Origin of the sequence: Cupriavidus sp. 2KB_3 (assembly GCF_052115685.1) — a bacterium.
GTDB lineage: Bacteria > Pseudomonadota > Gammaproteobacteria > Burkholderiales > Burkholderiaceae > Cupriavidus > Cupriavidus campinensis.
On the sequence record NZ_JBFRHD010000030.1, the window covers coordinates 1 to 18,975 of the forward strand.

The 18,975-nt window shown below is 65.4% G+C and carries 22 protein-coding genes; 15 read left to right on the plus strand and 7 right to left on the minus strand.

The genetic code is table 11. The features are described 5' to 3' along the window. A partial coding sequence (locus AB4120_RS25395) for an IS3 family transposase (protein ID WP_441643004.1) occupies positions 1–164 on the plus strand: 164 nt, incomplete at its 5' end. A gap of 55 nt (positions 165–219) precedes the next feature. On the opposite strand, the gene AB4120_RS25400 is transcribed toward AB4120_RS25395, so the two are convergent. The 3 genes from AB4120_RS25400 to mltB form a co-directional block, all read right to left on the minus strand. After that, positions 220–705 carry an SRPBCC family protein gene (locus tag AB4120_RS25400; protein ID WP_149136521.1) on the minus strand — a complete coding sequence of 162 codons (486 nt, stop codon included), beginning with the start codon at positions 703–705 and terminating at the stop codon, positions 220–222. Continuing rightward, positions 677–1,045, minus strand: a complete 369-nt coding sequence (locus AB4120_RS25405) for an ArsR/SmtB family transcription factor (protein WP_149136520.1) — start codon at positions 1,043–1,045, stop codon at positions 677–679. Before AB4120_RS25405 ends, AB4120_RS25400 begins: the two co-directional genes overlap by 29 nt. An 86-nt stretch (positions 1,046–1,131) precedes the next feature. After that, positions 1,132–2,238, minus strand: a complete 1,107-nt coding sequence (mltB, locus tag AB4120_RS25410; protein WP_144197449.1) for a lytic murein transglycosylase B — start codon at positions 2,236–2,238, stop codon at positions 1,132–1,134. Positions 2,239–2,368: 130 nt separating this feature from the next. On the opposite strand from mltB, the gene AB4120_RS25415 reads away from it, so the two are divergent. The 7 genes from AB4120_RS25415 (at position 2,369) to AB4120_RS25445 (ending at position 9,855) form a co-directional block, all read left to right on the plus strand. After that, positions 2,369–3,292: a histone deacetylase family protein gene (locus tag AB4120_RS25415; RefSeq protein WP_149136519.1), complete on the plus strand. Its 924-nt coding sequence runs from the start codon at positions 2,369–2,371 to the stop codon at positions 3,290–3,292. Positions 3,293–3,497: 205 nt separating this feature from the next. Beyond that, positions 3,498–4,532, plus strand: coding sequence for a methionine ABC transporter ATP-binding protein (locus AB4120_RS25420; RefSeq protein ID WP_144197451.1), 1,035 nt, complete (start codon positions 3,498–3,500; stop codon positions 4,530–4,532). After that, the gene (locus AB4120_RS25425; RefSeq protein ID WP_092301909.1) at positions 4,522–5,175 is read left to right on the plus strand and encodes a methionine ABC transporter permease; all 654 of its coding nucleotides are present in this window, start codon (positions 4,522–4,524) and stop codon (positions 5,173–5,175) included. The genes AB4120_RS25420 and AB4120_RS25425 overlap by 11 nt, the downstream gene beginning before the upstream one ends. Positions 5,176–5,214: 39 nt before the next feature. Further along, the gene (locus AB4120_RS25430) at positions 5,215–6,012 is read left to right on the plus strand and encodes a MetQ/NlpA family ABC transporter substrate-binding protein (RefSeq protein ID WP_149136518.1); all 798 of its coding nucleotides are present in this window, start codon (positions 5,215–5,217) and stop codon (positions 6,010–6,012) included. A 235-nt stretch (positions 6,013–6,247) separates the two neighbouring features. Next, a complete protein-coding gene (locus AB4120_RS25435) occupies positions 6,248–6,997 on the plus strand; it encodes an electron transfer flavoprotein subunit beta/FixA family protein (RefSeq protein WP_149136517.1) in 750 nt (249 codons plus the stop codon). A 17-nt stretch (positions 6,998–7,014) separates the two neighbouring features. Continuing rightward, entirely contained in the window at positions 7,015–7,950 is a 936-nt protein-coding gene (locus AB4120_RS25440; RefSeq protein ID WP_441642995.1) for an electron transfer flavoprotein subunit alpha/FixB family protein, read from the plus strand. Positions 7,951–8,070: 120 nt separating this feature from the next. After that, positions 8,071–9,855: an acyl-CoA dehydrogenase gene (locus tag AB4120_RS25445; RefSeq protein WP_149136515.1), complete on the plus strand. Its 1,785-nt coding sequence runs from the start codon at positions 8,071–8,073 to the stop codon at positions 9,853–9,855. An 80-nt stretch (positions 9,856–9,935) separates the two neighbouring features. Here the strand turns inward: AB4120_RS25445 and AB4120_RS25450 are convergent, their stop codons facing one another. After that, the gene (locus AB4120_RS25450; RefSeq protein WP_149136514.1) at positions 9,936–11,240 is read right to left on the minus strand and encodes a D-amino acid dehydrogenase; all 1,305 of its coding nucleotides are present in this window, start codon (positions 11,238–11,240) and stop codon (positions 9,936–9,938) included. 109 nt (positions 11,241–11,349) lie between these two features. Here AB4120_RS25450 and AB4120_RS25455 point away from each other — a divergent pair, with 109 nt between their 5' ends. Both AB4120_RS25455 and AB4120_RS25460 read left to right on the plus strand, forming a co-directional pair. Continuing rightward, entirely contained in the window at positions 11,350–11,844 is a 495-nt protein-coding gene (locus tag AB4120_RS25455; RefSeq protein ID WP_092301927.1) for an Lrp/AsnC ligand binding domain-containing protein, read from the plus strand. A gap of 16 nt (positions 11,845–11,860) precedes the next feature. Further along, positions 11,861–13,036 carry a PA0069 family radical SAM protein gene (locus tag AB4120_RS25460; protein WP_149136513.1) on the plus strand — a complete coding sequence of 392 codons (1,176 nt, stop codon included), beginning with the start codon at positions 11,861–11,863 and terminating at the stop codon, positions 13,034–13,036. 281 nt (positions 13,037–13,317) lie between these two features. Here the strand turns inward: AB4120_RS25460 and AB4120_RS25465 are convergent, their stop codons facing one another. Both AB4120_RS25465 and AB4120_RS25470 read right to left on the minus strand, forming a co-directional pair. After that, a complete protein-coding gene (locus AB4120_RS25465) occupies positions 13,318–13,812 on the minus strand; it encodes an NINE protein (protein ID WP_149136512.1) in 495 nt (164 codons plus the stop codon). Between the two features lie 324 nt (positions 13,813–14,136). Next, positions 14,137–14,544: a hypothetical protein gene (locus tag AB4120_RS25470; RefSeq protein WP_149136511.1), complete on the minus strand. Its 408-nt coding sequence runs from the start codon at positions 14,542–14,544 to the stop codon at positions 14,137–14,139. Between the two features lie 342 nt (positions 14,545–14,886). Between AB4120_RS25470 and rpsP the strand changes: the two genes are divergently transcribed. From rpsP to AB4120_RS25495, 5 genes are all read left to right on the plus strand, one after another. Continuing rightward, a complete protein-coding gene (rpsP, locus tag AB4120_RS25475; protein ID WP_149136510.1) occupies positions 14,887–15,138 on the plus strand; it encodes a 30S ribosomal protein S16 in 252 nt (83 codons plus the stop codon). 61 nt (positions 15,139–15,199) lie between these two features. Further along, positions 15,200–15,877 (plus strand): ribosome maturation factor RimM, encoded by a 678-nt coding sequence (rimM, locus tag AB4120_RS25480; RefSeq protein ID WP_149136509.1) that lies wholly within the window; start codon positions 15,200–15,202, stop codon positions 15,875–15,877. Between the two features lie 28 nt (positions 15,878–15,905). Further along, positions 15,906–16,688 (plus strand): tRNA (guanosine(37)-N1)-methyltransferase TrmD, encoded by a 783-nt coding sequence (gene trmD, locus AB4120_RS25485; RefSeq protein WP_149136508.1) that lies wholly within the window; start codon positions 15,906–15,908, stop codon positions 16,686–16,688. Positions 16,689–16,764: 76 nt separating this feature from the next. Continuing rightward, positions 16,765–17,154 carry a 50S ribosomal protein L19 gene (gene rplS / locus AB4120_RS25490; protein ID WP_144197462.1) on the plus strand — a complete coding sequence of 130 codons (390 nt, stop codon included), beginning with the start codon at positions 16,765–16,767 and terminating at the stop codon, positions 17,152–17,154. 128 nt (positions 17,155–17,282) lie between these two features. Next, the gene (locus tag AB4120_RS25495; RefSeq protein WP_149136507.1) at positions 17,283–17,963 is read left to right on the plus strand and encodes a CoA pyrophosphatase; all 681 of its coding nucleotides are present in this window, start codon (positions 17,283–17,285) and stop codon (positions 17,961–17,963) included. Positions 17,964–18,007: 44 nt separating this feature from the next. Here the strand turns inward: AB4120_RS25495 and AB4120_RS25500 are convergent, their stop codons facing one another. Continuing rightward, complete coding sequence (locus AB4120_RS25500) at positions 18,008–18,856, minus strand: sulfurtransferase (RefSeq protein WP_144197464.1); 849 nt, start codon at positions 18,854–18,856, stop codon at positions 18,008–18,010. Between the last annotated feature and the right edge of the window lie 119 nt (positions 18,857–18,975).

Genomic DNA, 18,975 nt, shown 5'->3' on the forward strand with positions numbered 1-18,975 from the left:
GCATCCTAAAGTCCGAATTCTTCTACCTGAACAAGTTCACCAGCATCGAGCAACTGCAGGATGGACTGCGCCAATACATTCACTACTACAATCATGACCGCATCAAGCTCAAACTAAAAGGGCTGAGTCCCGTGCAATACAGGACTCAGYCCTTTCCGGCCTAGCCATCAACCGTCCAACTTCTGGGGGTCAGTTCAGATTGCCGGGGCCTTCTTACATTTAGCGCAGGGCCAGTGCGAAGTCGTCGAGTTGGGTGATGCAGGTGTTCCAGCCGTCGAAGAAGCCCAGCTTCTCGTGCTGGTCCCGCGTTTCGTCATCGGGGTGCATCACCGTAGCGGTGTAGCGGCTGCCCGTACCTTCGTCGGCCATCGTGATGATGGCCGTGAAGCCAAGCCACGGCTTGGCCGGACGCCAGCCGCCAGTCAGCATCGACGTCATCACCAGGCGCGCTTGCGGCACCACCTCGAGAAAGCTGCCGGGGTTGTCGCTGACACCCCCGTCGGGGCCGCGCATGATGGTATGGAAGGCGCCGCCCGGCCTGAGGTCGAAGGCCAGCACCTCGGTGGTCCAGGGTTTGGGGCACCACCATTCCTTGAGCAATACCGGGTCCGACCAGGCGCGCCACAATGCGGCGCGCGGCGCGCGTAGCACGCGGGAGATGACGAGGTCGCGGGATTCAGCGTTGTCGGCTGGGCTGTTTGACATGGGCTTGCTCCTCCTGATGTAGACGTTCGACAAATTGGGCCATGCGATCGGACCTGGCCTCCCAGACGGCGCGTTGCTCGGCTATCCACTGCTCGGCCTGCGAGAGCCGCTCCGGCAACAACTCGCACGTGCGGGTGCGCCCAAGCTTGTGCGTGCGGATCAGGCCGCTGCGTTCGAGCACGGTCAGGTGCTTCATGAACGACGGCAGCGCCATGTCGAACGGCGCCGCCAGCGTGGACACCGACTGCGCGCCGCCGCCCAGTGCGCTGACAATCGCGCAGCGGGTGGGGTCGGCGAGCGCGTGGAACACCTCGCTGACCGAAGCTTGATAGTTAGCCATATGGGTAACTATAGGCCAAAAGAAAATCCCCGGCAAGGCGGGGCCTGCTCGGGGATTCGGGACGGGCGAAGGCGCGAGCCGCGTGATCAGCCCATCGCCGCCTTCACCGCCTCGCCGAGTTGATACACCGCCAGCGCGTAGAAAAAGCTGCGGTTGTAGCGCGTGAGCACGTAGAAATTGCGCAGGCCGATCAGGTACTCGGTGGGCTGGTCCGGCGTGGGCAGGTCCACCACCAGCACGCCGGTCTCGCCTTCGCGCTGGAGGTCGATCGGCTCGTCCACGCGCAACCCGGCGCGGGTGAGCTGGTTCAGCGTGCGCGTAGGCCACGGCTCGCCGTCTGCGGCAGCCACGGCAATGCCCCGGCTGCCTTCGTCGCCGGCAATGCGCCAGATCACGGGCCGGCCCTGCTCCCAGCCGTGCAGTTGCAGGAAGCGGCCCACGCTGCCGATGGCATCGACGGTGCTGTTGCGCAGGTCGACGTGCCCGTCCTTGTCATAGTCGAGTGCGTACTCGCGCAGGCTGGTCGGCATGAACTGCGGAATGCCCACCGCGCCCGCGTACGAGCCGAGCACCGAGTAGACATCGGTACGGGTCTCGCGGCACCAGAGCAGGTAGTCCGCCAGTTGGTCGCGGAACAGCTTGGTGCGCGCGTCGCGGTTCGGGGTGTCTGGGTAGTCGAAGGCCAGCGTGGAGAGCGAATCCAGCACGCGGAACGTGCCCATGTCGCGCCCGTAGATGGTTTCCACGCCGATGATGCCGACGATGACCGACGCCGGCACGCCGAACTCGGCCTCGGCGCGGCGCAGCGTGTCGCGGTTTTCCTGCCAGAAGCGCACGCCCGCGTTGATGCGGATCGGCTCGATGAAGCGCGAGCGGTACGTCCGCCAGCTCTTCCGGCCCGGCGTGCTCGGCGGCATGATCAGCCGCGACACCGTGGCCGAATACACCGCCTGGCTGAAATACGTGTCCAGCTCGGCGCGCGGGAAGCCGTGGCGCGCCACCATGTCGTCGATGAACGCGCGGGTTTGCGGATGATTTCGATAGCGGCCCGGTTCGATTTCTTCTTCCCGGACGCTCACACGACGCTTGCCGGCAGCCATCAGTCGAGGAGAAACGCCGCACAGGCCCAATGCGGCAGCGGTGAGTGCGGCGCCCAGCAGCGGGCGGCGCAAGGAGCGCTGTTTGTCGGTCATGTTGTCCTTTGCAAGTCGCACCGAGTATAGCGGATGCCTCCCGGCGCCAGCGATCCCGCCGGCTCACGGATGATGTGGCACGTCATGTGCTAACGTATCGATTGGAGACAAACTTGACCCGGAAACGACAATGCCAACGGGCTACTACACACATCCCGCATTCCAGCTGCACGAGATGGGACATTTCCATCCGGAGTGCCCGGAACGGCTGCAGGCGATCGAGGATCACCTGATCTCGCACGGGCTGGACGGGCTGCTGGACCGCCGCGACGCGCCAGCCGCCACCGAAGAGCAGATCGAGCGCGTGCACCGGCCCGACTATGTCTCCCAGTTGGCGGCCGTGAGCCCCGCGAGCGGCTACCACGCGATCGATCCGGATACCACCATGAATCCCCACACGCTGACCGCCGCCACGCACGCGGCCGGCGCCGCCGTGGCCGCCACCGACGCCGTGATGGCCGGCGAACTGGAAAACGCGTTCTGCTGCGTGCGCCCGCCGGGCCACCACGCCGAGCCGGACCGCGCCATGGGCTTCTGCTTCTACAACAACGTGGCGATTGCCGCCCGTCACGCGCTGGCCGCGCACGGCCTGGAGCGCGTGGCCGTGATCGATTTCGATGTCCACCACGGCAACGGCACCGAGGCGGCTTTCCGCAACGACCCGCAGGTGCTGATGTGCAGCTTTTTCCAGCACCCGTTCTATCCGTACAGCGGTACGGAGCACATTGCGTCGAACATGGCGAACATCCCGCTGCCCGCCTATACCAACGGCATGGCAGTGCGCGAGGTGGTGGAGACGATCTGGCTGCCGCGCCTGAACGAATTCCGGCCCCAGATGCTCTTTATCTCGGCCGGCTTCGATGCCCACCGCGAGGACGACCTCGGCCAGATGGGTCTGGTAGAGCAGGACTACGCGTGGATCACCGAGCGGCTGATGGAAGTGGCGCGCGTGCACGCCAAGGGTCGCATCGTGAGTTGCCTGGAGGGCGGCTACAACCTCAGCGCGCTGGGTCGGAGCGTGCATGCGCACCTGAAGGTGTTGATGGAAGGCTGAAAACCTTTAAGGTCGTCGATTCAAGTGACCCGTAATTCGCAAAAATGCGATCGACGGTGCTTCTATATGCTCTCAATGCATAAGGGGATCGAAAAAATCTCGTTTGAGGTATGAAGCGAATCGCATAAAATGCGAGCTTCAGAAAAATAATGCGCGGCAACAACGCTGGAGACCCCACGCTGTTGCCGTTTTCTTTTCTCTTTCCATGATCGAACTGCAAGGACTCTCGCAGCGATTCCCCGGCGGGTCGGGGGAAGTGCATGCGCTGCGCGACGTCAGCCTCTCCATCGCGCCCGGTGAAGTCTTCGGCATCATCGGCCGAAGCGGGGCCGGCAAGAGCACGCTGGTGCGTGCCATCAACCTCCTGAACCGGCCCAGCGCCGGCCGGGTGATCGTCGACGGCCACGATTTGACCGCGCTGGACGCCAACCGCCTGCGCGCGGCGCGCCGCGAGATCGGCATGATCTTCCAGCATTTCAACCTGCTGTCGTCGCGCACGGTCTATGACAACGTAGCGCTGCCGCTGGAGCTGGCCGGCAAAACCAAGTCAGAAATTGCCGCGACGGTGCTGCCGCTGCTGGACCTCGTGGGCCTGTCGGCCCTGCGCGACCGCTATCCCGCGCAGATCAGCGGTGGGCAGAAGCAGCGCGTGGGTATTGCGCGTGCGCTGGCCAGCAAGCCGAAGGTGCTGCTGTCCGACGAAGCCACCTCCGCGCTGGACCCCGAGACCACGCGCGCGATCCTCGACCTGCTCAAGCAGATCAACCGCGAGCTGGGCCTGACCATCGTCATGATCACGCACCAGATGGAGGTCATCAAGCAGGTCTGCGACCGCGTGGCCGTGCTCGAGGCCGGCCAGGTCGTGGAAACCGGCCGCGTGATCGACGTCTTCCTGCGCCCGCAGCACGCCGTCACGCGCGCGATGATCGGCGACGTGATCGCCCAGGAGCTGCCGGCCAGCGTGCTCAAGCGCGTGGAAAGCCGGCTCGGCAACGGCCGCGACCACGTCTACCGGCTGGCTTTCACGGGCGAGAACGTCGACCGGCCGGTGCTGGCCCAGGCGATCCGCCAGCACGGGCTGGACTTCAACATTCTGCACGGCCATATCGACGAGATCCAGGGGCAGGCGTTCGGCTCGCTGGCGATCATGGCCACGGGCGAGCCGGCCGCGGTGCGCGCGGCCATGGAGTATTTGCAGACGCAGGGCGTTGTGGTGGAGGAGATCGAACATGTGGTCTGAAATGTTTGACCTGTTCCTGGCGTCGTTCGGCGAGACGCTGTTGATGGTGTCGATCTCGGGCGTGGTGGGCGCATTGTTCGGCGTGCCGCTGGGCGTGCTGCTGCACCTGACCAACCGGGGCGGCGTGCTGTCGCATCCGCTGTTCAACCGCTCCATCGGCGTGGTCGTGAACGCGGTGCGTTCGATCCCGTTCATCATCCTGCTGGTGGTGGTGATCCCGTTCACGCGCTTTATCGTCGGTTCGTCGATCGGCACAACGGCGGCCGTGGTGCCGCTGACGATCGCGGCGGTGCCGTTCATCGCCCGGCTGGTCGAGGCGGCGCTGCGCGAGGTGGACAAGGGGCTGGTGGAAGCCGCGCAGTCGATGGGCGCCACCACGCGCCAGATCGTCTGGAAGGTGCTGTTGCCCGAGGCAATGCCTGGCATCGTGGCCGGCCTGACCATCACCTTCGTGAGCCTGGTCGGCTATTCGGCCATGGCCGGCGCCATCGGCGGCGGCGGGCTGGGTGACCTGGGCATCCGCTACGGCTACCAGCGCTATATCACCGAGGTCATGGTCGCCGTGGTGGTGATCCTGATTGTCTTCGTACAGGCCGTGCAGAGCTTTGGCGACTGGCTCGTGCGCCGCATCAGCCATCGTTGATCGGCTTCAATTCTTTGGGAAACTAGGGGTAAATCGAAAATGCAACGTCGTAATTTGCTGAAGACTGCCGCAGCGCTGGCGCTGGGCATGGCTGTTTCCGTGGGCGCCTCCGCGCAGGAAAAGCCGATCAAGGTTGGCGTGACGGGCGGCCCGCACGCGCAGATCATGGAGCAGGTGAAGAAGGTGGCGGCCAAGGACGGCCTGAATATCCAGGTGGTGGAGTTCAGCGACTATATCCAGCCGAACGCTGCGCTGGCCGCTGGCGACCTCGATGCCAACAGCTACCAGCATCTGCCGTACCTCGAAGCCCAGATCAAGGATCGCGGCTACAAGTTCACGCACGTGGGCTTCACGGTCACGTTCCCGATGGGCGTGTACTCGAAGAAGGTGAAGTCGCTGGACCAGATCAAGCAGGGCGCCCGCGTGGGCGTGCCGAACGATCCGACCAACGGCGGCCGCGGCCTGTTGCTGCTGCAGGCCAAGGGCTTGATCAAGCTGCGTCCGGACGCCGGCCTGAAGGCCACGCCGCTGGACATCGTGGAAAATCCGAAGAAGATCAAGATCGTCGAACTGGACGCCGCCCAGCTGCCGCGCTCGCTTGACGACCTGGACGCCGCCGCGATCAACGGCAACTATGCCGAGTCCGCCGGCCTGTCGCCCACGCGTGATGCAATCGCCACAGAAGGCCCGAAGGGCCCGTACGCGAACCTGATTGCCATCCGCGCGGCGGACAAGGACAAGCCGTGGGTGGCCAAGCTGGTCAAGGCCTACCACTCGGCCGAGGTGAAGCAGTACATCACCAACACCTACAAGGAGTCGGTGATCACCGCCTGGTAATCATCACTCCGGTGCCGGTCAGGGACGATTTTCGAGGAAATCGTCCAAACCCTGTGCACGCGGGGCATCCTGCGGCACAATGGGCGCAGATTTCTTCGATTGCCGGGCTAGCCCCGGCAATTCTTTGTCTATAAAATAGTACGATCGTTCGAAAAACTAAAGCTGCGCCACCCCGGTGGTTATAATGGCGAGCGATTTAAATCTTTGGACTATCAGCTATCAGTGGAGTGAGCGCATGAAAGTACTCGTCGCAGTCAAGCGGGTGGTGGACTACAACGTCAAGGTCCGCGTGAAGTCGGATGGCACGGGCGTCGACCTGGCCAACGTCAAGATGAGCATGAACCCGTTCGACGAAATCGCCGTGGAAGAGGCCGTGCGCCTGAAAGAAGCTGGCGTCGTCACCGAAGTGATCGCCGTGTCGTGCGGTGTCACGCAGTGCCAGGAGACCCTGCGCACCGCGATGGCCATTGGCGCCGACCGCGGCATCCTGGTGGAATCGAACGAAGACCTGCAGCCGCTGGCCGTGGCCAAGCTGATCAAGGCACTGATCGACAAGGAGCAGCCGCAACTGGTGATCCTGGGCAAGCAGGCCATCGACGATGACTCGAACCAGACCGGCCAGATGGTGGCCGCGCTGGCCGGCCTGCCGCAAGCCACGTTCGCCTCGAAGGTAGTGGTGGCGGATGGCAAGGCATCGGTGACCCGTGAAGTGGATGGCGGTCTGGAAACGCTGTCGGTCAAGCTGCCGGCCGTGGTGACCACGGACCTGCGCCTGAACGAGCCGCGCTACGTGACGCTGCCGAACATCATGAAGGCCAAGAAGAAGCCGCTGGAAACCGTGAAGCCCGAAGACCTCGGCGTGGATGTGGCCCCGCGTCTGTCGACCGTGAAGGTCGTGGAGCCGGCCAAGCGCAGCGCGGGCGTGATGGTGCCGGACGTGGCCACGCTGGTGCAAAAGCTGAAGTCTGAAGCCAAGGTTATCTGAGCGCGGGGAGAGAAAACATGACTGCACTCGTCATTGCTGAACACGACAATCAATCGATCAAGGCCGCCACGCTGAACACCGTGACGGCTGCCGCACAGTGCGGTGGCGACGTCCACGTGCTGGTAGCCGGCGCCAATGCCAAGGCTGCCGCCGATGCCGCCGCCAAGATCGCCGGCGTTACCAAGGTCCTGCTGGCCGATGCCGCCTATTTCGGCGACGGCCTGGCCGAGAACGTGGCCGAGCAGGTGCTGGCCATCGCCAACGACTACAGCCACATCCTGGCGCCGGCTACGCCGTACGGCAAGAACATCCTGCCGCGCGTGGCCGCCCGCCTGGACGTGGCCCAGATCTCGGAAATCTCCAAGGTCGACGCACCGGATACCTTCGAGCGTCCGATTTACGCTGGCAACGCCATTGCCACCGTGAAGTCGGCCGACAAGATCAAGGTCATCACCGTGCGCGGCACGGCGTTCGACGCGGCTGCCGCCGAAGGTGGCTCGGCTGCGGTCGAGACCCTGCCGGCCGTGGCTGACCTGGGCATCTCGCAATTCGTCTCGCGCGAAGTGGCCAAGAGCGACCGTCCGGAGCTGACCGCCGCCAAGATCATCGTGTCCGGTGGCCGTGGCGTGGGTTCGGGCGAGAACTACACCAAGGTGCTGACGCCGCTGGCCGACAAGCTGGGCGCCGCGCTGGGCGCCTCGCGCGCCGCCGTGGACGCCGGCTTCGTGCCGAACGACTATCAGGTCGGCCAGACCGGCAAGATCGTCGCGCCGCAGCTGTACATCGCCGTCGGTATTTCGGGCGCGATCCAGCATCTGGCCGGCATGAAGGACTCCAAGGTGATCGTCGCGATCAACAAGGACGCCGAAGCCCCGATCTTCTCGGTGGCGGACTACGGCCTGGTGGGCGACCTGAACACCGTGGTGCCGGAGCTGGTGGCAGCACTGGGCTGATGTCTGGCCCGCGCCGGGCCGCGTACCGTCTGGTATGGGCGCCGGCGCCACAACAAGAAGAATGAAGCCGTTCCGGGAGCATCCCGCGAGCGGCTTTTTTACAAGATCCAGGAGACTTCGATGACTTATCGCGCACCGCTCAAGGACATGCTGTTCGTCATGAACGAACTGGCGGACCTGAACGCCGTCAGCCAGATGCCGGGCTATGAGGAAGCCACCCCGGACACGGTGCAGGCCGTGCTCGAGGAAGCGGCTCGGTTCAACGAGGAAGTGGTGGCCCCGCTGAACCGCGCGGGCGATCTCGACCCCAGCAGCTGGAAGGACGGCGTGGTCACCACCACGCCCGGGTTCCGCGACGCGTTCCGCCAGTTCGGCGAGGGCGGCTGGCAGGGCGTGCTGCATCCGAGCGATTTTGGCGGCCAGGGTTTGCCCAAGCTCGTCGCTACGCCGTGCATCGAGATGCTGAACAGCGCCAACCTGTCGTTCGCGCTGTGCCCGCTGCTGACCGATGGCGCCATCGAAGCCCTGCTGACCGCCGGCACCGACGAACAGAAGGCGGTCATCCTGCCCAAGCTGATCGCAGGCGAGTGGACCGGCACGATGAACCTGACCGAGCCGCAGGCCGGCTCGGACCTGGCCGCCGTGCGCACGCGCGCAGAGCCGCAGGGCGACGGCACGTTCAAGCTGTTCGGCACCAAGATCTTCATCACGTACGGCGAGCACGACATGGCGAAGAACATCGTCCATCTGGTGCTGGCCCGCACGCCGAGCGCGCCGGAAGGCGTCAAGGGCATCTCGCTGTTCGTCGTGCCGAAGTTCCTGGTCAACCCGGACGGCACGACCGGTGCGCGCAACGACGTGCACTGCGTGTCGATCGAGCACAAGCTCGGCATCAAGGCCAGCCCGACGGCGGTGCTCCAGTTCGGCGACCATGGCGGCGCTATCGGCACGCTGGTCGGCGAGGAGAATCGCGGCCTCGAATACATGTTCATCATGATGAACGCGGCGCGCTTCGCGGTGGGCATGCAGGGCATCGCGGTGTCCGAGCGCGCCTACCAGCACGCCGTGGCCTATGCGCGGGACCGCGTGCAGAGCCGGCCGGTCGACGGCTCGGCGCGCGAAGCCGTGACGATCATCCATCACCCCGACGTCAAGCGCATGCTGATGACGATGCGCGCGCTGACCGAGGGCGCTCGCGCCGTGGCCTACGTGGCCGCTGCGACCAGCGATGCCGCCCACCAGCATCCGGACGAGGCGACGCGCCGCGAAAACCAGGCGTTCTACGAGTTCATGGTGCCCGTGGTCAAGGGCTGGAGCACCGAGCTGTCGATCGATGTGACCAGCCTTGGCGTGCAGGTGCACGGCGGCATGGGCTTCATCGAGGAAACCGGCGCGGCACAGTACTACCGCGACGCGCGGATCCTGCCGATCTACGAGGGCACCACGGCTATCCAGGCCAATGACCTCGTGGGCCGCAAGACCGTGCGCGATGGCGGTGCCGTGGCGCGCGCGATCTGCGCGAAGATCGCCGAGACCGAGGCCGCGCTGGGCCAGCATGGCGGCGCTGCCTTCGTGGCAGTGCAGGGCCAACTCAAGCGGGGCCGCGAGGCGCTCGAGGCCGTGGTGCGCTTCGTCGTGGAGAGCGCCAAGGGCGATCCGAACGCGGTGTTCGCGGGCAGCGTGCCGTACCTGAAACTGTGCGGCATCGTGTTCTCGGGCTGGCAACTGGGCCGTGCGATGCTGGCGGCCGACGCCAAGCGCGGCGAAGACCCGGCGTTTTACGATGCCAAGATCGCCACGGCGCATTTCTTCGGCGAGCACATCCTGTCGCAGGCGACGTCGCTGCGCGACGCCATCGTCGCCGGTGCCGAGCCGGTCAAGGCGATGTCGGTGGACCAGTTCTGACGCGCAGCTTGCGTTGGGGATGAAAAAGGGCGACCCGAAGGTCGCCTTTTTTTCGTCGAAGTACGGACGCTCAGGAACGATCAGGCCGGCACCGGACGCGGCACGCCGTGCGTGCGCGCGGGTTGGCGGTAGCGGTCCACCGACAGGTCGTCGGCGCGAATCGCCGGGCGCGTGCCGGAGACCAGGTCGGACAGCAGCTTGCCCGAGCCGCAGGCCATGGTCCAGCCGAGCGTGCCGTGGCCGGTGTTGAGCCACAGGCCGCGAATGCCGGCGGGGCCGACCACTGGCGTGCCGTCCGGCGTCATCGGACGCAGGCCGGTCCAGAAGGTCGCGCGGCTGACATCGCCGGCGCCGGGGAACAGGTCCGTCACCACGTGTTCGAGCGTGCGGCGCTTGGCCGGATCGAGCGAACGGTCATAGCCGACGATCTGCGCCATGCCGCCCACGCGGATGCGGTCGTCGAAGCGCGTGATCGCCACCTTGTAGGTCTCGTCGAGCACCGTCGACACCGGGCTGCGCGCGGCATCGGTCATCGGCACCGTGATCGAGAAGCCCTTGAGGGGGTACACCGGCAGGTTCGACAGTCCCGGCAGCACGTTGCGGACGAACGGCGTGGACCAGCTGCCCAGCGCCACCACCACGGCCTCGGCATACATCGGCTGGCCGCCGACCACGGCTCCGGTCACGGCGTCACCCTGGGTCATCAGGCCGTCGATCGAGCGGTTGTACAGGAACTGCACGCCAAGCGATTCGGCCATGGCTGCCAGCCGCTGGGTAAACAGCTGGCAATCTCCGGTTTCATCATTCGGCAGGCGCAGGCCGCCGGCCAGCTTGTGGCCAGCGGCGGCCAGCGCCGGTTCGCTCGCGCCGAGTTCCTCGCGCGAAAGCAATTGGTAGGGCACGCCCGCTTCCTCGAGCACGGCGATGTCGCGCGCCGCGGCTTGGAGTTGCGCGTCCGTGCGGAACACCTGGAGCGTGCCCTGCTGGCGGCCTTCATAGGCGATGCCGGTCTCGGCGCGCAGTGCGCGGATGCAATCGCGGCTGTACTCGGCCAGCCGCACCATGCGCTCCTTGTTCACGGCATAGCGGGCCGGTGTGCAGTTGCGCAGCATCTGCCACATCCACTGGAGCTGGAACAGCGTGCCATCCGGCTTGATGCTCAGCGGGGCGTGTTCCTGGAACATCCACTTGATGGCCTTGAGCGGCACACCCGGCGCGGCCCACGGCGACGCGTAGCCCGGCGAGATCTGGCCGGCATTGGCAAAGCTGGTGCCAAGCGCCGGCGCGGATTCGCGATCCACGACGGTCACTTCATGACCGGCACGGGCCAGGTACCACGCGCTGGTCACGCCAATAACACCACTGCCAAGCACAAGAACACGCATTTCGATGACTCCGGACCTGCGAAAGAATGAAATAGAAGGATTCGTATCTATACTATTGACTTCAAAGTAGTGTTAGTTACCGATTAATTTAGAAAAACAGGAAAAAGTCATGAGAACGACGCGTCAGCCGGTGCGCGGCCTCGATCGGCTGGATCGGAAGATTCTTACGGTGCTCCAGGACGACGGGCGGGTGTCGATGAAAGACCTGGCGGAGCGGGTGGGGCTGACCATCACGCCGTGCATCGAGCGCGTGAAGCGCCTGGAGCGCGACGGTGTCATCATGGGCTACTACGCCCGGCTGAATCCGGGGCTGCTGGGTAGCGCGCTGCTGGTATTCGTGGAGATTTCGCTGGGCAACAAATCGGGCAATATGTTCGAGCAGTTCCGGCGCGAGGTGCTGCGGATTCCCGAGGTGCTGGAGTGTCACCTCGTCTCAGGCGACTTCGACTACCTGATCAAGGCGCGGATTCGCGAGATCAGCGAGTACCGCCGCCTGCTCGGCGACATTCTGTTGCAGTTGCCGGGCGCAGCCCAATCCAAGAGCTACGTGGTGATGGAAGAGATCAAGGAGACACTGGCCATCTCGGTGGAAGAGCGCGAGTAAGGCCGTCCGACGCAAGATGGGTGACGATCACGACTTCGGCGGCGACGGGAAGGGCGAAGGCGCCCGCCGTCCGCCCGTGGCCCGCAAGGGGCGCGGCGCCGTCAGCAATCTCCAGGGACGCTTCGAGCGCGACCAGCGCGAGGCGTTCGACGACGGCTGGGCGCCGGCCGAAGACGATCCGGCCCCGGCCGAAGGCGCGCTGCCGCCCAGGCTCGTCACCCAGGTCACGCTCGAGCAGGCCCGCTCGATCCTGACGCGCAACGCCTCGCCAGACATCCCGTTCGATGTCTCGATCAATCCTTACCGGGGCTGCGAGCACGGCTGCATCTACTGCTTCGCCCGGCCGACGCACGCCTATCTGGACTTGTCGCCGGGGCTCGATTTCGAGACGAAGCTCTACGCCAAGACCAATGCGGCCGAGCGCCTGCGCGACGAATTGTCCAGGCCGTCGTATCGCTGCGAAACCATCGCGCTGGGCGTGAATACCGACGCCTACCAGCCCATCGAGCGCGAGCAGCGCATCACGCGCGGCCTGCTAGAGGTATTGCACGAGACTGACCACCCGGTGGCGCTGATCACGAAGTCGTCACTGATCGAACGTGATATCGACCTGTTGGCACCCATGGCCGCCAAGCGGTTGGCGGTGGGGGCTGTGACGATCACCACACTCGACGCTGGCATCGCCCGCACGCTGGAGCCACGCGCGGCCACGCCGGCGCGGCGACTGCGCACGATCCGCGAACTGACCGATGCGGGGATTCCAGTGGGGGTGAGCGTGGCGCCGATCATCCCGTTCGTCACCGAACCGGACCTCGAGCGCGTGCTGGAAGCCGCCCGGGAGGCCGGGGCGGTCTATGCCAACTACATCGTGCTGCGTCTGCCGTGGGAGGTGCGCCCGCTATTCCAGGAGTGGTTGGAAGCGCATTTCCCCGACCGTGCCGAGCGGGTCATGAACCGCGTGCGCGAGATGCGGGGCGGCAAGGATTACGATGCCGACTTCGCCTCGCGTATGCGCGGCACGGGGATCTGGGCGGATCTGATGCGTCAGCGGTTCTACAAGACCGCCGAGCGGCTAGGCTTCCGTTACAACCGGTTCGAACTGGATACGTCGCTGTTCAGGCCGCCGCCCAGGCCGACCCGGCCCACCGGGCGACCCCGCGACACCGATGACCGGCAGGGTTCGCTTTTCTGAGGCGCCGCCTGCTGGTCCTCGATCATGCGGCAGGCCAACTCCAGCGCGGCTTTCGCACTGGTCGCCGGCAGGCCCGACGACAGGGCCAGCCTGACCGCGATGGCAGCCAGGCGTCCTTCTTCATACGTGGGATGTTCCATCGGGCGCTCCTTTGCATCGACCCGCCATGGCGGGCCATGCTCCATACCGTGCGTACTCGGACTTACCAGTATGGGCGATTTGCAGGAGCGCGTTTGACCAATGTCATCCCATTGTCATGTTGCAGCGAAAGTGTGCGCTAACTATTGGGAAAGCGCCTTGGCCGCCTCCACCTGCGACTCGAAGAACGTCTGGAAGCTGATAGCGAGCCCGGCCATCAGGAGGCCGGTACCGATCAGCAGGGACAGGATGACCAGGATCACCACGGGCCAGCCAGAGCGCGTGGGTTTGCCGTATGCGTTATAGCGCGCATCCCAGCGGTCGTCGGGGCGTAGCCCGAACACGATGGCGGTCAGGAAGGCCGCAATCACGGAGGTGCCGCCCGCCACCGCAAACGTCCAGTTCAGCGCGGTAGACCCGGCGCCCGTCACCAGCGAGGCGATCCCGATCGCCCCCGCCAGCGTGGCCAGCAGGTGCGCCCAGCCGAACTTGTCGCCGAATCCCTTCAGGTAGAAACGATGCGCCCCCAGGCTACCGAGCAGGAACGCCAGGGCGACGGTGATCAGCTTGGACTTGCCCCGGGCCGGGCGGCGTGCATCGGCGCCGAGGGCGGGGGCTTGGCTTGCGGTGGTGGGCATTGTGGGTGGCGATGTGGCAGGCACGGGGGCTGACAATCGTCACATTGTACGTGGAGGCTGCGCCCGGTGAGGATATCGGGACAAGACCGGAGTGGCCGGAGCCGGACCAGTGGGTGCCGGGCAGAGGCAGGTCAGTTCGATTGCCGTCTGCGCAACGACGGCACGCTGCGAGGGCGCCGGGGTTGAACCCCGTCTGGAATCGCCGACTGCACCGGGCGGCAGCCTGTGCGGACACGAGGCACGCACATCCTGAGAGACACGGCAAAACGGCCGGAGTTCCGGCCGTTCGAGAAAGGGGATGGGGGATGGGGGAGGGGCGGGAGCTCAGCGCGCGCCATCGCGGCCGCGCGCCTGCCAGCCCGGGCCCATGCCCGCCGGGCGCATGTCGTTGCCGCGACCGGGGGTATCATTCATGCTGCTGCGGTCGGACGTCTGCCTCACTGGGCGGTCATCGTCGCGTCCCGCGGCTCCGGGCGGGCGCCCGCTCAGGCGGTCATCATTGCGCGCCCGCTGTTCCATCCGTTCGATCTGCGCCCGCACGTGGTCCCGGCTTTCGGCACGCACACTCGCCATTTCCCAGCCACCGGCAACGCGATTGACGCGCGCCGATTGTTCGGCCCGGGCGGTGTGCCAGAAGGCAACTTGCGCGTGGCTGGCGGCAATACTGCCGATCAGGCCCGTGAGGGCCAGGGTACCAGCCACCAGGAGACGCAGGTGGGGGCGGGTAAGCATGCGAAATTCCAAGATCCTGTAGCAGGCAAAAGAGTCAGGAAGATGGGTTCATGGTACGCAGGCGCCGTGTGACCGCCTATGCCAATCCCGTTACCCGTGTAACCGATTGTTTCGACATTTTTGCCAGCTTTGTAACGTCGCGCCGGCCGTGGGTTTTGCGGCGGGTTTCACGGTGGATTTCACGATTTACGCGACGGTGCCGGCAGCCCATGTTGCGCCAACGGCGCACCAGGGGCCGGGCGCGGCGCGAAATGCGCGCTAAGTGTTTGTTTGGCATTGGGAACTGGGCTATACTCTTGCGTTTCGTGTTCGCACACCCCCGTTTTTTCGAGGAATAACCCCATGGTCGTAATCCGTCTGGCTCGCGGCGGCAGCAAGAAGCGCCCCTTCTTCAATATCGTTGCCGCTGACTCGCGCAACCGTCGCGATGGCCGTTTCATCGAGCGCGTTGGTTTCTACAACCCGCTCGCCTCCGGCAAGGAAGAAAGCCTGCGCCTGGTGCAAGACCGCCTGACGTACTGGCAAGGCGTTGGCGCCCAGCTGTCGCCGACGGTTGCCCGCCTGGTCAAGCAAGCCGCCAAGGCCGCTGTCTGATTGCCGCCATGGCGCGCGGCCCGTTGTGGCGCGTGCCTGACGCATCGGACGCATCGTCTCAGTGACTGGCAACGCCCCCGGCCGCAAGCCGTTGAACCGGCAAGGTACCGCGGCGCAGGCCGAGGTATCGGGCCAGCCGCCCAAGCCCCGCAAGCTGCCCGCAGCGCTGCTGTTCACCGACAGCCTGCCCGACGATCTCGTCGAAGTGGGCTATGTGGGCGCCGCCTATGGCATCCGTGGCTGGATCAAGGTCCTGCCGCACGCGGACGACGCCTCCGCATTGCTCCACGCCCGCCGCTGGTGGCTGCTTCGCGCGCCGCAGGCCGGCGTGGTGGTGGCGCCGGCACAGCCGGACGAGGCGTTGTGCGTCAAGATTGCCCAGTCGCGCGAACATAGCGGCACCGTGGTGGCCCAGGCCGCCGGCGTAGCGGACCGCAATGTGGCCGAAGCCCTGAAAGGGCGTCGCGTCTGGATCCGGCGCGCGGATTTCCCGCCGCCGGAAGAGAATGAGTTTTACTGGGTCGACCTGATCGGTTGCGCCGTGCTCAACGAACAGGGCGAAACCCTGGGCGAGGTATCCGGCCTGATCGACAATGGCGCCCACCAGATCCTCCAGGTGGCGTACACGCTGCCGGATGGGAAGCCCGGCGAGCGGCTGGTGCCGTTCGTGGACGCGTTCCTGCGCACGGTGGATACCGCCGCCCGGCGCATCGTGGTGGACTGGGGGCTCGACTACTGAAGTACCGAAGCACACCAAGGGGCCGCGGATGCAGTTCGATGTAATCACGCTGTTTCCCGAGATGTTTCGGGCGCTGACCGACTGGGGCATTACCAGCCGGGCGGCCAAGCAGCAGCGTTACGCGCTGCGCACCTGGAATCCGCGCGACTTCACGGTCGACAATTACCGCACCATCGACGACCGGCCTTACGGCGGTGGTCCTGGCATGGTGATGCTGGCCAAGCCGCTGGACGACGCGATCGACGCGGCGGCCGCGGCGCAGGCGGAAGCCGGTGTGGCAGTCCCGCATGTGGTACTGATGTCGCCGCAGGGCGCCCCGCTCACGCATGAGAAGGTGATGTCGCTGTCGCGGCGCCCCGGGTTGGTGCTGTTGTGCGGCCGCTACGAGGCAATCGACCAGCGGCTGATCGACCGCCGCGTGGACGAGGAAATCAGCCTCGGCGATTTCGTCCTGTCCGGTGGTGAACTGCCGGCCATGGCGCTGATCGACGCGGTGGTGCGGCATCTGCCTGGCGTGCTGGGCGATGCGCAGTCGGCCGTGCAGGACAGCTTCGTCAACGGCCTGCTGGATTGTCCGCATTACACGCGGCCGGAAGAATACGAAGGTGTGCGGGTGCCCGATATTTTGCTTGGGGGCCATCACGCCGAGATCGAGAAATGGCGGCGCCAGCAGGCGCTGGCCAACACCGCGCGCAAGCGTCCCGATTTGATCGAGGTGGCGCGCGGACAAGGTTTGTTGTCCAAGGCCGATGAGAAGTTTCTGTCGGAGTGGACGGCGAAAGCAGGGCGGGAGTTCGCTCCCGTCAAATGAAACCCCATCCTCTGCCGGGGCCCGGGCCAAGTCCTGGGGCATACAACGCTGGCATGATGGTAATGGAGAAAAAACGATGAATCTCATCGAGCAAATCGAGCAGGAAGAGATTGCGCGCCTGACCGCGAACAAGACCATTCCCGCGTTCGCCCCGGGCGACACCGTGATCGTCAACGTGAACGTCGTGGAAGGCACCCGCAAGCGCGTGCAGGCCTACGAAGGCGTGGTGATCGCCAAGCGTAACCGTGGCCTGAACTCGTCCTTCATCGTGCGCAAGATCTCGTCGGGTGAAGGCGTGGAACGTACGTTCCAGCTGTACTCGCCGCTGATCGCCGGCATCGAAGTGAAGCGTCGTGGCGACGTGCGCCGTGCAAAGCTGTACTACCTGCGCGAGCGTTCGGGCAAGTCGGCACGTATCAAGGAAAAGCTGGTCTCGAAGGCTGCGAAGGCTGCTGCCGCCGAGTAAGGCGATGCCGTCCGGCACCGGGCAACCGGTGCTGTATCGGATTCGGAAAGGACACCTTCGGGTGTCCTTTTTGCTTGTATGTGTGCTGCAGCGCGACATGGCGCGCTTCTGTCATACTCGATGGTGTCATGCGCCCCAAATTCGACCCAGAAACCTTGCCGGTCATCGGCACCGATGCCCTCCGCGCGCCGCTCTCGGCGCCCCGGATGCGCCCGGACTTCATCCGCCACCGCCTGCTGTCGCCGCCCGCCTGGGAGCCCGAGCTGACTGACGAGTCGCGCGTCTACGACAGGAGTCGGGGCCTGCGCGAAGCCGCCGTACTGGTGCCGCTGGTGGACCGTACGGACGGTCTGACCGTGCTGCTGACCGAACGCAACGCCAACCTCAAGGCCCACGCGGGCCAGATCAGCTTTCCGGGCGGGCGGCAGGAAACCTACGATGCGGACCGCATCGCCACCGCGCTGCGTGAGACGAAGGAAGAGATCGGGCTTGATCGGGACTATATCGAGGTGCTCGGCTCGCTGCCCGACTACATCACGGGCACCGGTTACCACGTCAGCCCCATTGTGGGGCTGGTGCGCACCGGCTTCGCGCTGGAGGCCGATGCCGGCGAGGTGGCCGACATCTTCGAAGTGCCGCTGGCCTTCCTGATGGACCCGTCACGCCACGAGCGGCGGCTGTTTCGCTGGGAGGAGGGCGAACGTCAGTTTTATTCGATGCCGTACCCGCGCGAGGAAGGTGGCCACCGCTTCATCTGGGGCGCCACCGCAGGCATGCTGCGCAACCTCTATCACCTGCTCGCCGCGTAAGAACTCGGCGAATTGCCAGGTGAATTCGCGTTGGGATGTGTGCGTCAGGCGGCCGCCTGACCGCTCTGCGCCGCGCAATGCGGGCATTGCTTGCCCACCACATAGCTTGGATGTTGCTGTTCCTCTGGCGTGACCACCGCACGGCAGGCAAAGCACTGCACCGGGCCGGCCGGCTCGAGGCTGGGGTTCAGGGCGGTTCGATAGTCGAACACGAAGCAGTCGCCCTTGTAGTGGCTGCCGCCCACTTCCTCGAAGTACTTCAGGATGCCGCCTTCGAGCTGGTAGATGTGCTCCATGCCCACTTCCTGCATGTGGATGGCGGCTTTCTCGCAGCGGATGCCGCCGGTGCAGAACGACACTACGGTCTTGCCCTCCAGCTCGGCCTTGCGGGCGGCCACGGCGGGCGGAAAATCGCTGAATTTCGCAATGTCGTATTCCACCGCGTTCTCGAAGGTGCCCACGGCCACCTCGAACGCATTGCGTGTATCGAGCATCACCACGGGGCGGCCGGCGTCGTCGTGGCCCTGGTCAAGCCAGCGCTTGAGATCCACGGGCCGCACGGACGGCGCCCGGCCCGCCTCGGGGCGGATCAGCGGCATCTTCATGGTGATGATTTCCTTCTTGGCGCGCACCAGCATCCGCTTGAACGGCTGGTTGTCCGACAGGCTCTCCTTGGGCGCGATGTCCGCGAAGCGCGCGTCGGCATGGAGCCAGGCCATGAAGGTGTCGATGGCGTCGCGCGGGCCGGCCAGGAACATGTTGATGCCCTCGGGCGCCAGCAGGATCGTGCCCTTGAGGCCGGCCGCCTCGCAGCGCGCGCGCATTTCCGGGCGCAGGGTCTCGATGTCGTCCAGCGTGACGAATTTGTAAGCGGAAATATTGACGATCTGCATGGGATGGGCGCTGCCGGACCGCGCGGCGGGCCGCGCGATAACTGCCTGATTGGAAAGGCGAAATTATAGCCGCTTGCGAGCCGGGCTGACACCCCGTTTCCAGGCACCCTGGACCGGAC

Excerpts from the sequence above, each read along its gene's own strand:
- AB4120_RS25400 (WP_149136521.1), bottom strand. The coding sequence starts at position 705 with ATGTCAAACAGCCCAGCCGACAACGCTGAATCCCGCGACCTCGTCATC.
- AB4120_RS25405 (WP_149136520.1), bottom strand. The coding sequence starts at position 1,045 with ATGGCTAACTATCAAGCTTCGGTCAGCGAGGTGTTCCACGCGCTCGCC.
- mltB (WP_144197449.1), bottom strand. The coding sequence starts at position 2,238 with ATGACCGACAAACAGCGCTCCTTGCGCCGCCCGCTGCTGGGCGCCGCA.
- AB4120_RS25415 (WP_149136519.1), top strand. The coding sequence starts at position 2,369 with ATGCCAACGGGCTACTACACACATCCCGCATTCCAGCTGCACGAGATG.
- AB4120_RS25420 (WP_144197451.1), top strand. The coding sequence starts at position 3,498 with ATGATCGAACTGCAAGGACTCTCGCAGCGATTCCCCGGCGGGTCGGGG.
- AB4120_RS25425 (WP_092301909.1), top strand. The coding sequence starts at position 4,522 with ATGTGGTCTGAAATGTTTGACCTGTTCCTGGCGTCGTTCGGCGAGACG.
- AB4120_RS25430 (WP_149136518.1), top strand. The coding sequence starts at position 5,215 with ATGCAACGTCGTAATTTGCTGAAGACTGCCGCAGCGCTGGCGCTGGGC.
- AB4120_RS25435 (WP_149136517.1), top strand. The coding sequence starts at position 6,248 with ATGAAAGTACTCGTCGCAGTCAAGCGGGTGGTGGACTACAACGTCAAG.
- AB4120_RS25440 (WP_441642995.1), top strand. The coding sequence starts at position 7,015 with ATGACTGCACTCGTCATTGCTGAACACGACAATCAATCGATCAAGGCC.
- AB4120_RS25445 (WP_149136515.1), top strand. The coding sequence starts at position 8,071 with ATGACTTATCGCGCACCGCTCAAGGACATGCTGTTCGTCATGAACGAA.
- AB4120_RS25450 (WP_149136514.1), bottom strand. The coding sequence starts at position 11,240 with ATGCGTGTTCTTGTGCTTGGCAGTGGTGTTATTGGCGTGACCAGCGCG.
- AB4120_RS25455 (WP_092301927.1), top strand. The coding sequence starts at position 11,350 with ATGAGAACGACGCGTCAGCCGGTGCGCGGCCTCGATCGGCTGGATCGG.
- AB4120_RS25460 (WP_149136513.1), top strand. The coding sequence starts at position 11,861 with ATGGGTGACGATCACGACTTCGGCGGCGACGGGAAGGGCGAAGGCGCC.
- AB4120_RS25465 (WP_149136512.1), bottom strand. The coding sequence starts at position 13,812 with ATGCCCACCACCGCAAGCCAAGCCCCCGCCCTCGGCGCCGATGCACGC.
- AB4120_RS25470 (WP_149136511.1), bottom strand. The coding sequence starts at position 14,544 with ATGCTTACCCGCCCCCACCTGCGTCTCCTGGTGGCTGGTACCCTGGCC.
- rpsP (WP_149136510.1), top strand. The coding sequence starts at position 14,887 with ATGGTCGTAATCCGTCTGGCTCGCGGCGGCAGCAAGAAGCGCCCCTTC.
- trmD (WP_149136508.1), top strand. The coding sequence starts at position 15,906 with ATGCAGTTCGATGTAATCACGCTGTTTCCCGAGATGTTTCGGGCGCTG.
- rplS (WP_144197462.1), top strand. The coding sequence starts at position 16,765 with ATGAATCTCATCGAGCAAATCGAGCAGGAAGAGATTGCGCGCCTGACC.
- AB4120_RS25495 (WP_149136507.1), top strand. The coding sequence starts at position 17,283 with ATGCGCCCCAAATTCGACCCAGAAACCTTGCCGGTCATCGGCACCGAT.
- AB4120_RS25500 (WP_144197464.1), bottom strand. The coding sequence starts at position 18,856 with ATGCAGATCGTCAATATTTCCGCTTACAAATTCGTCACGCTGGACGAC.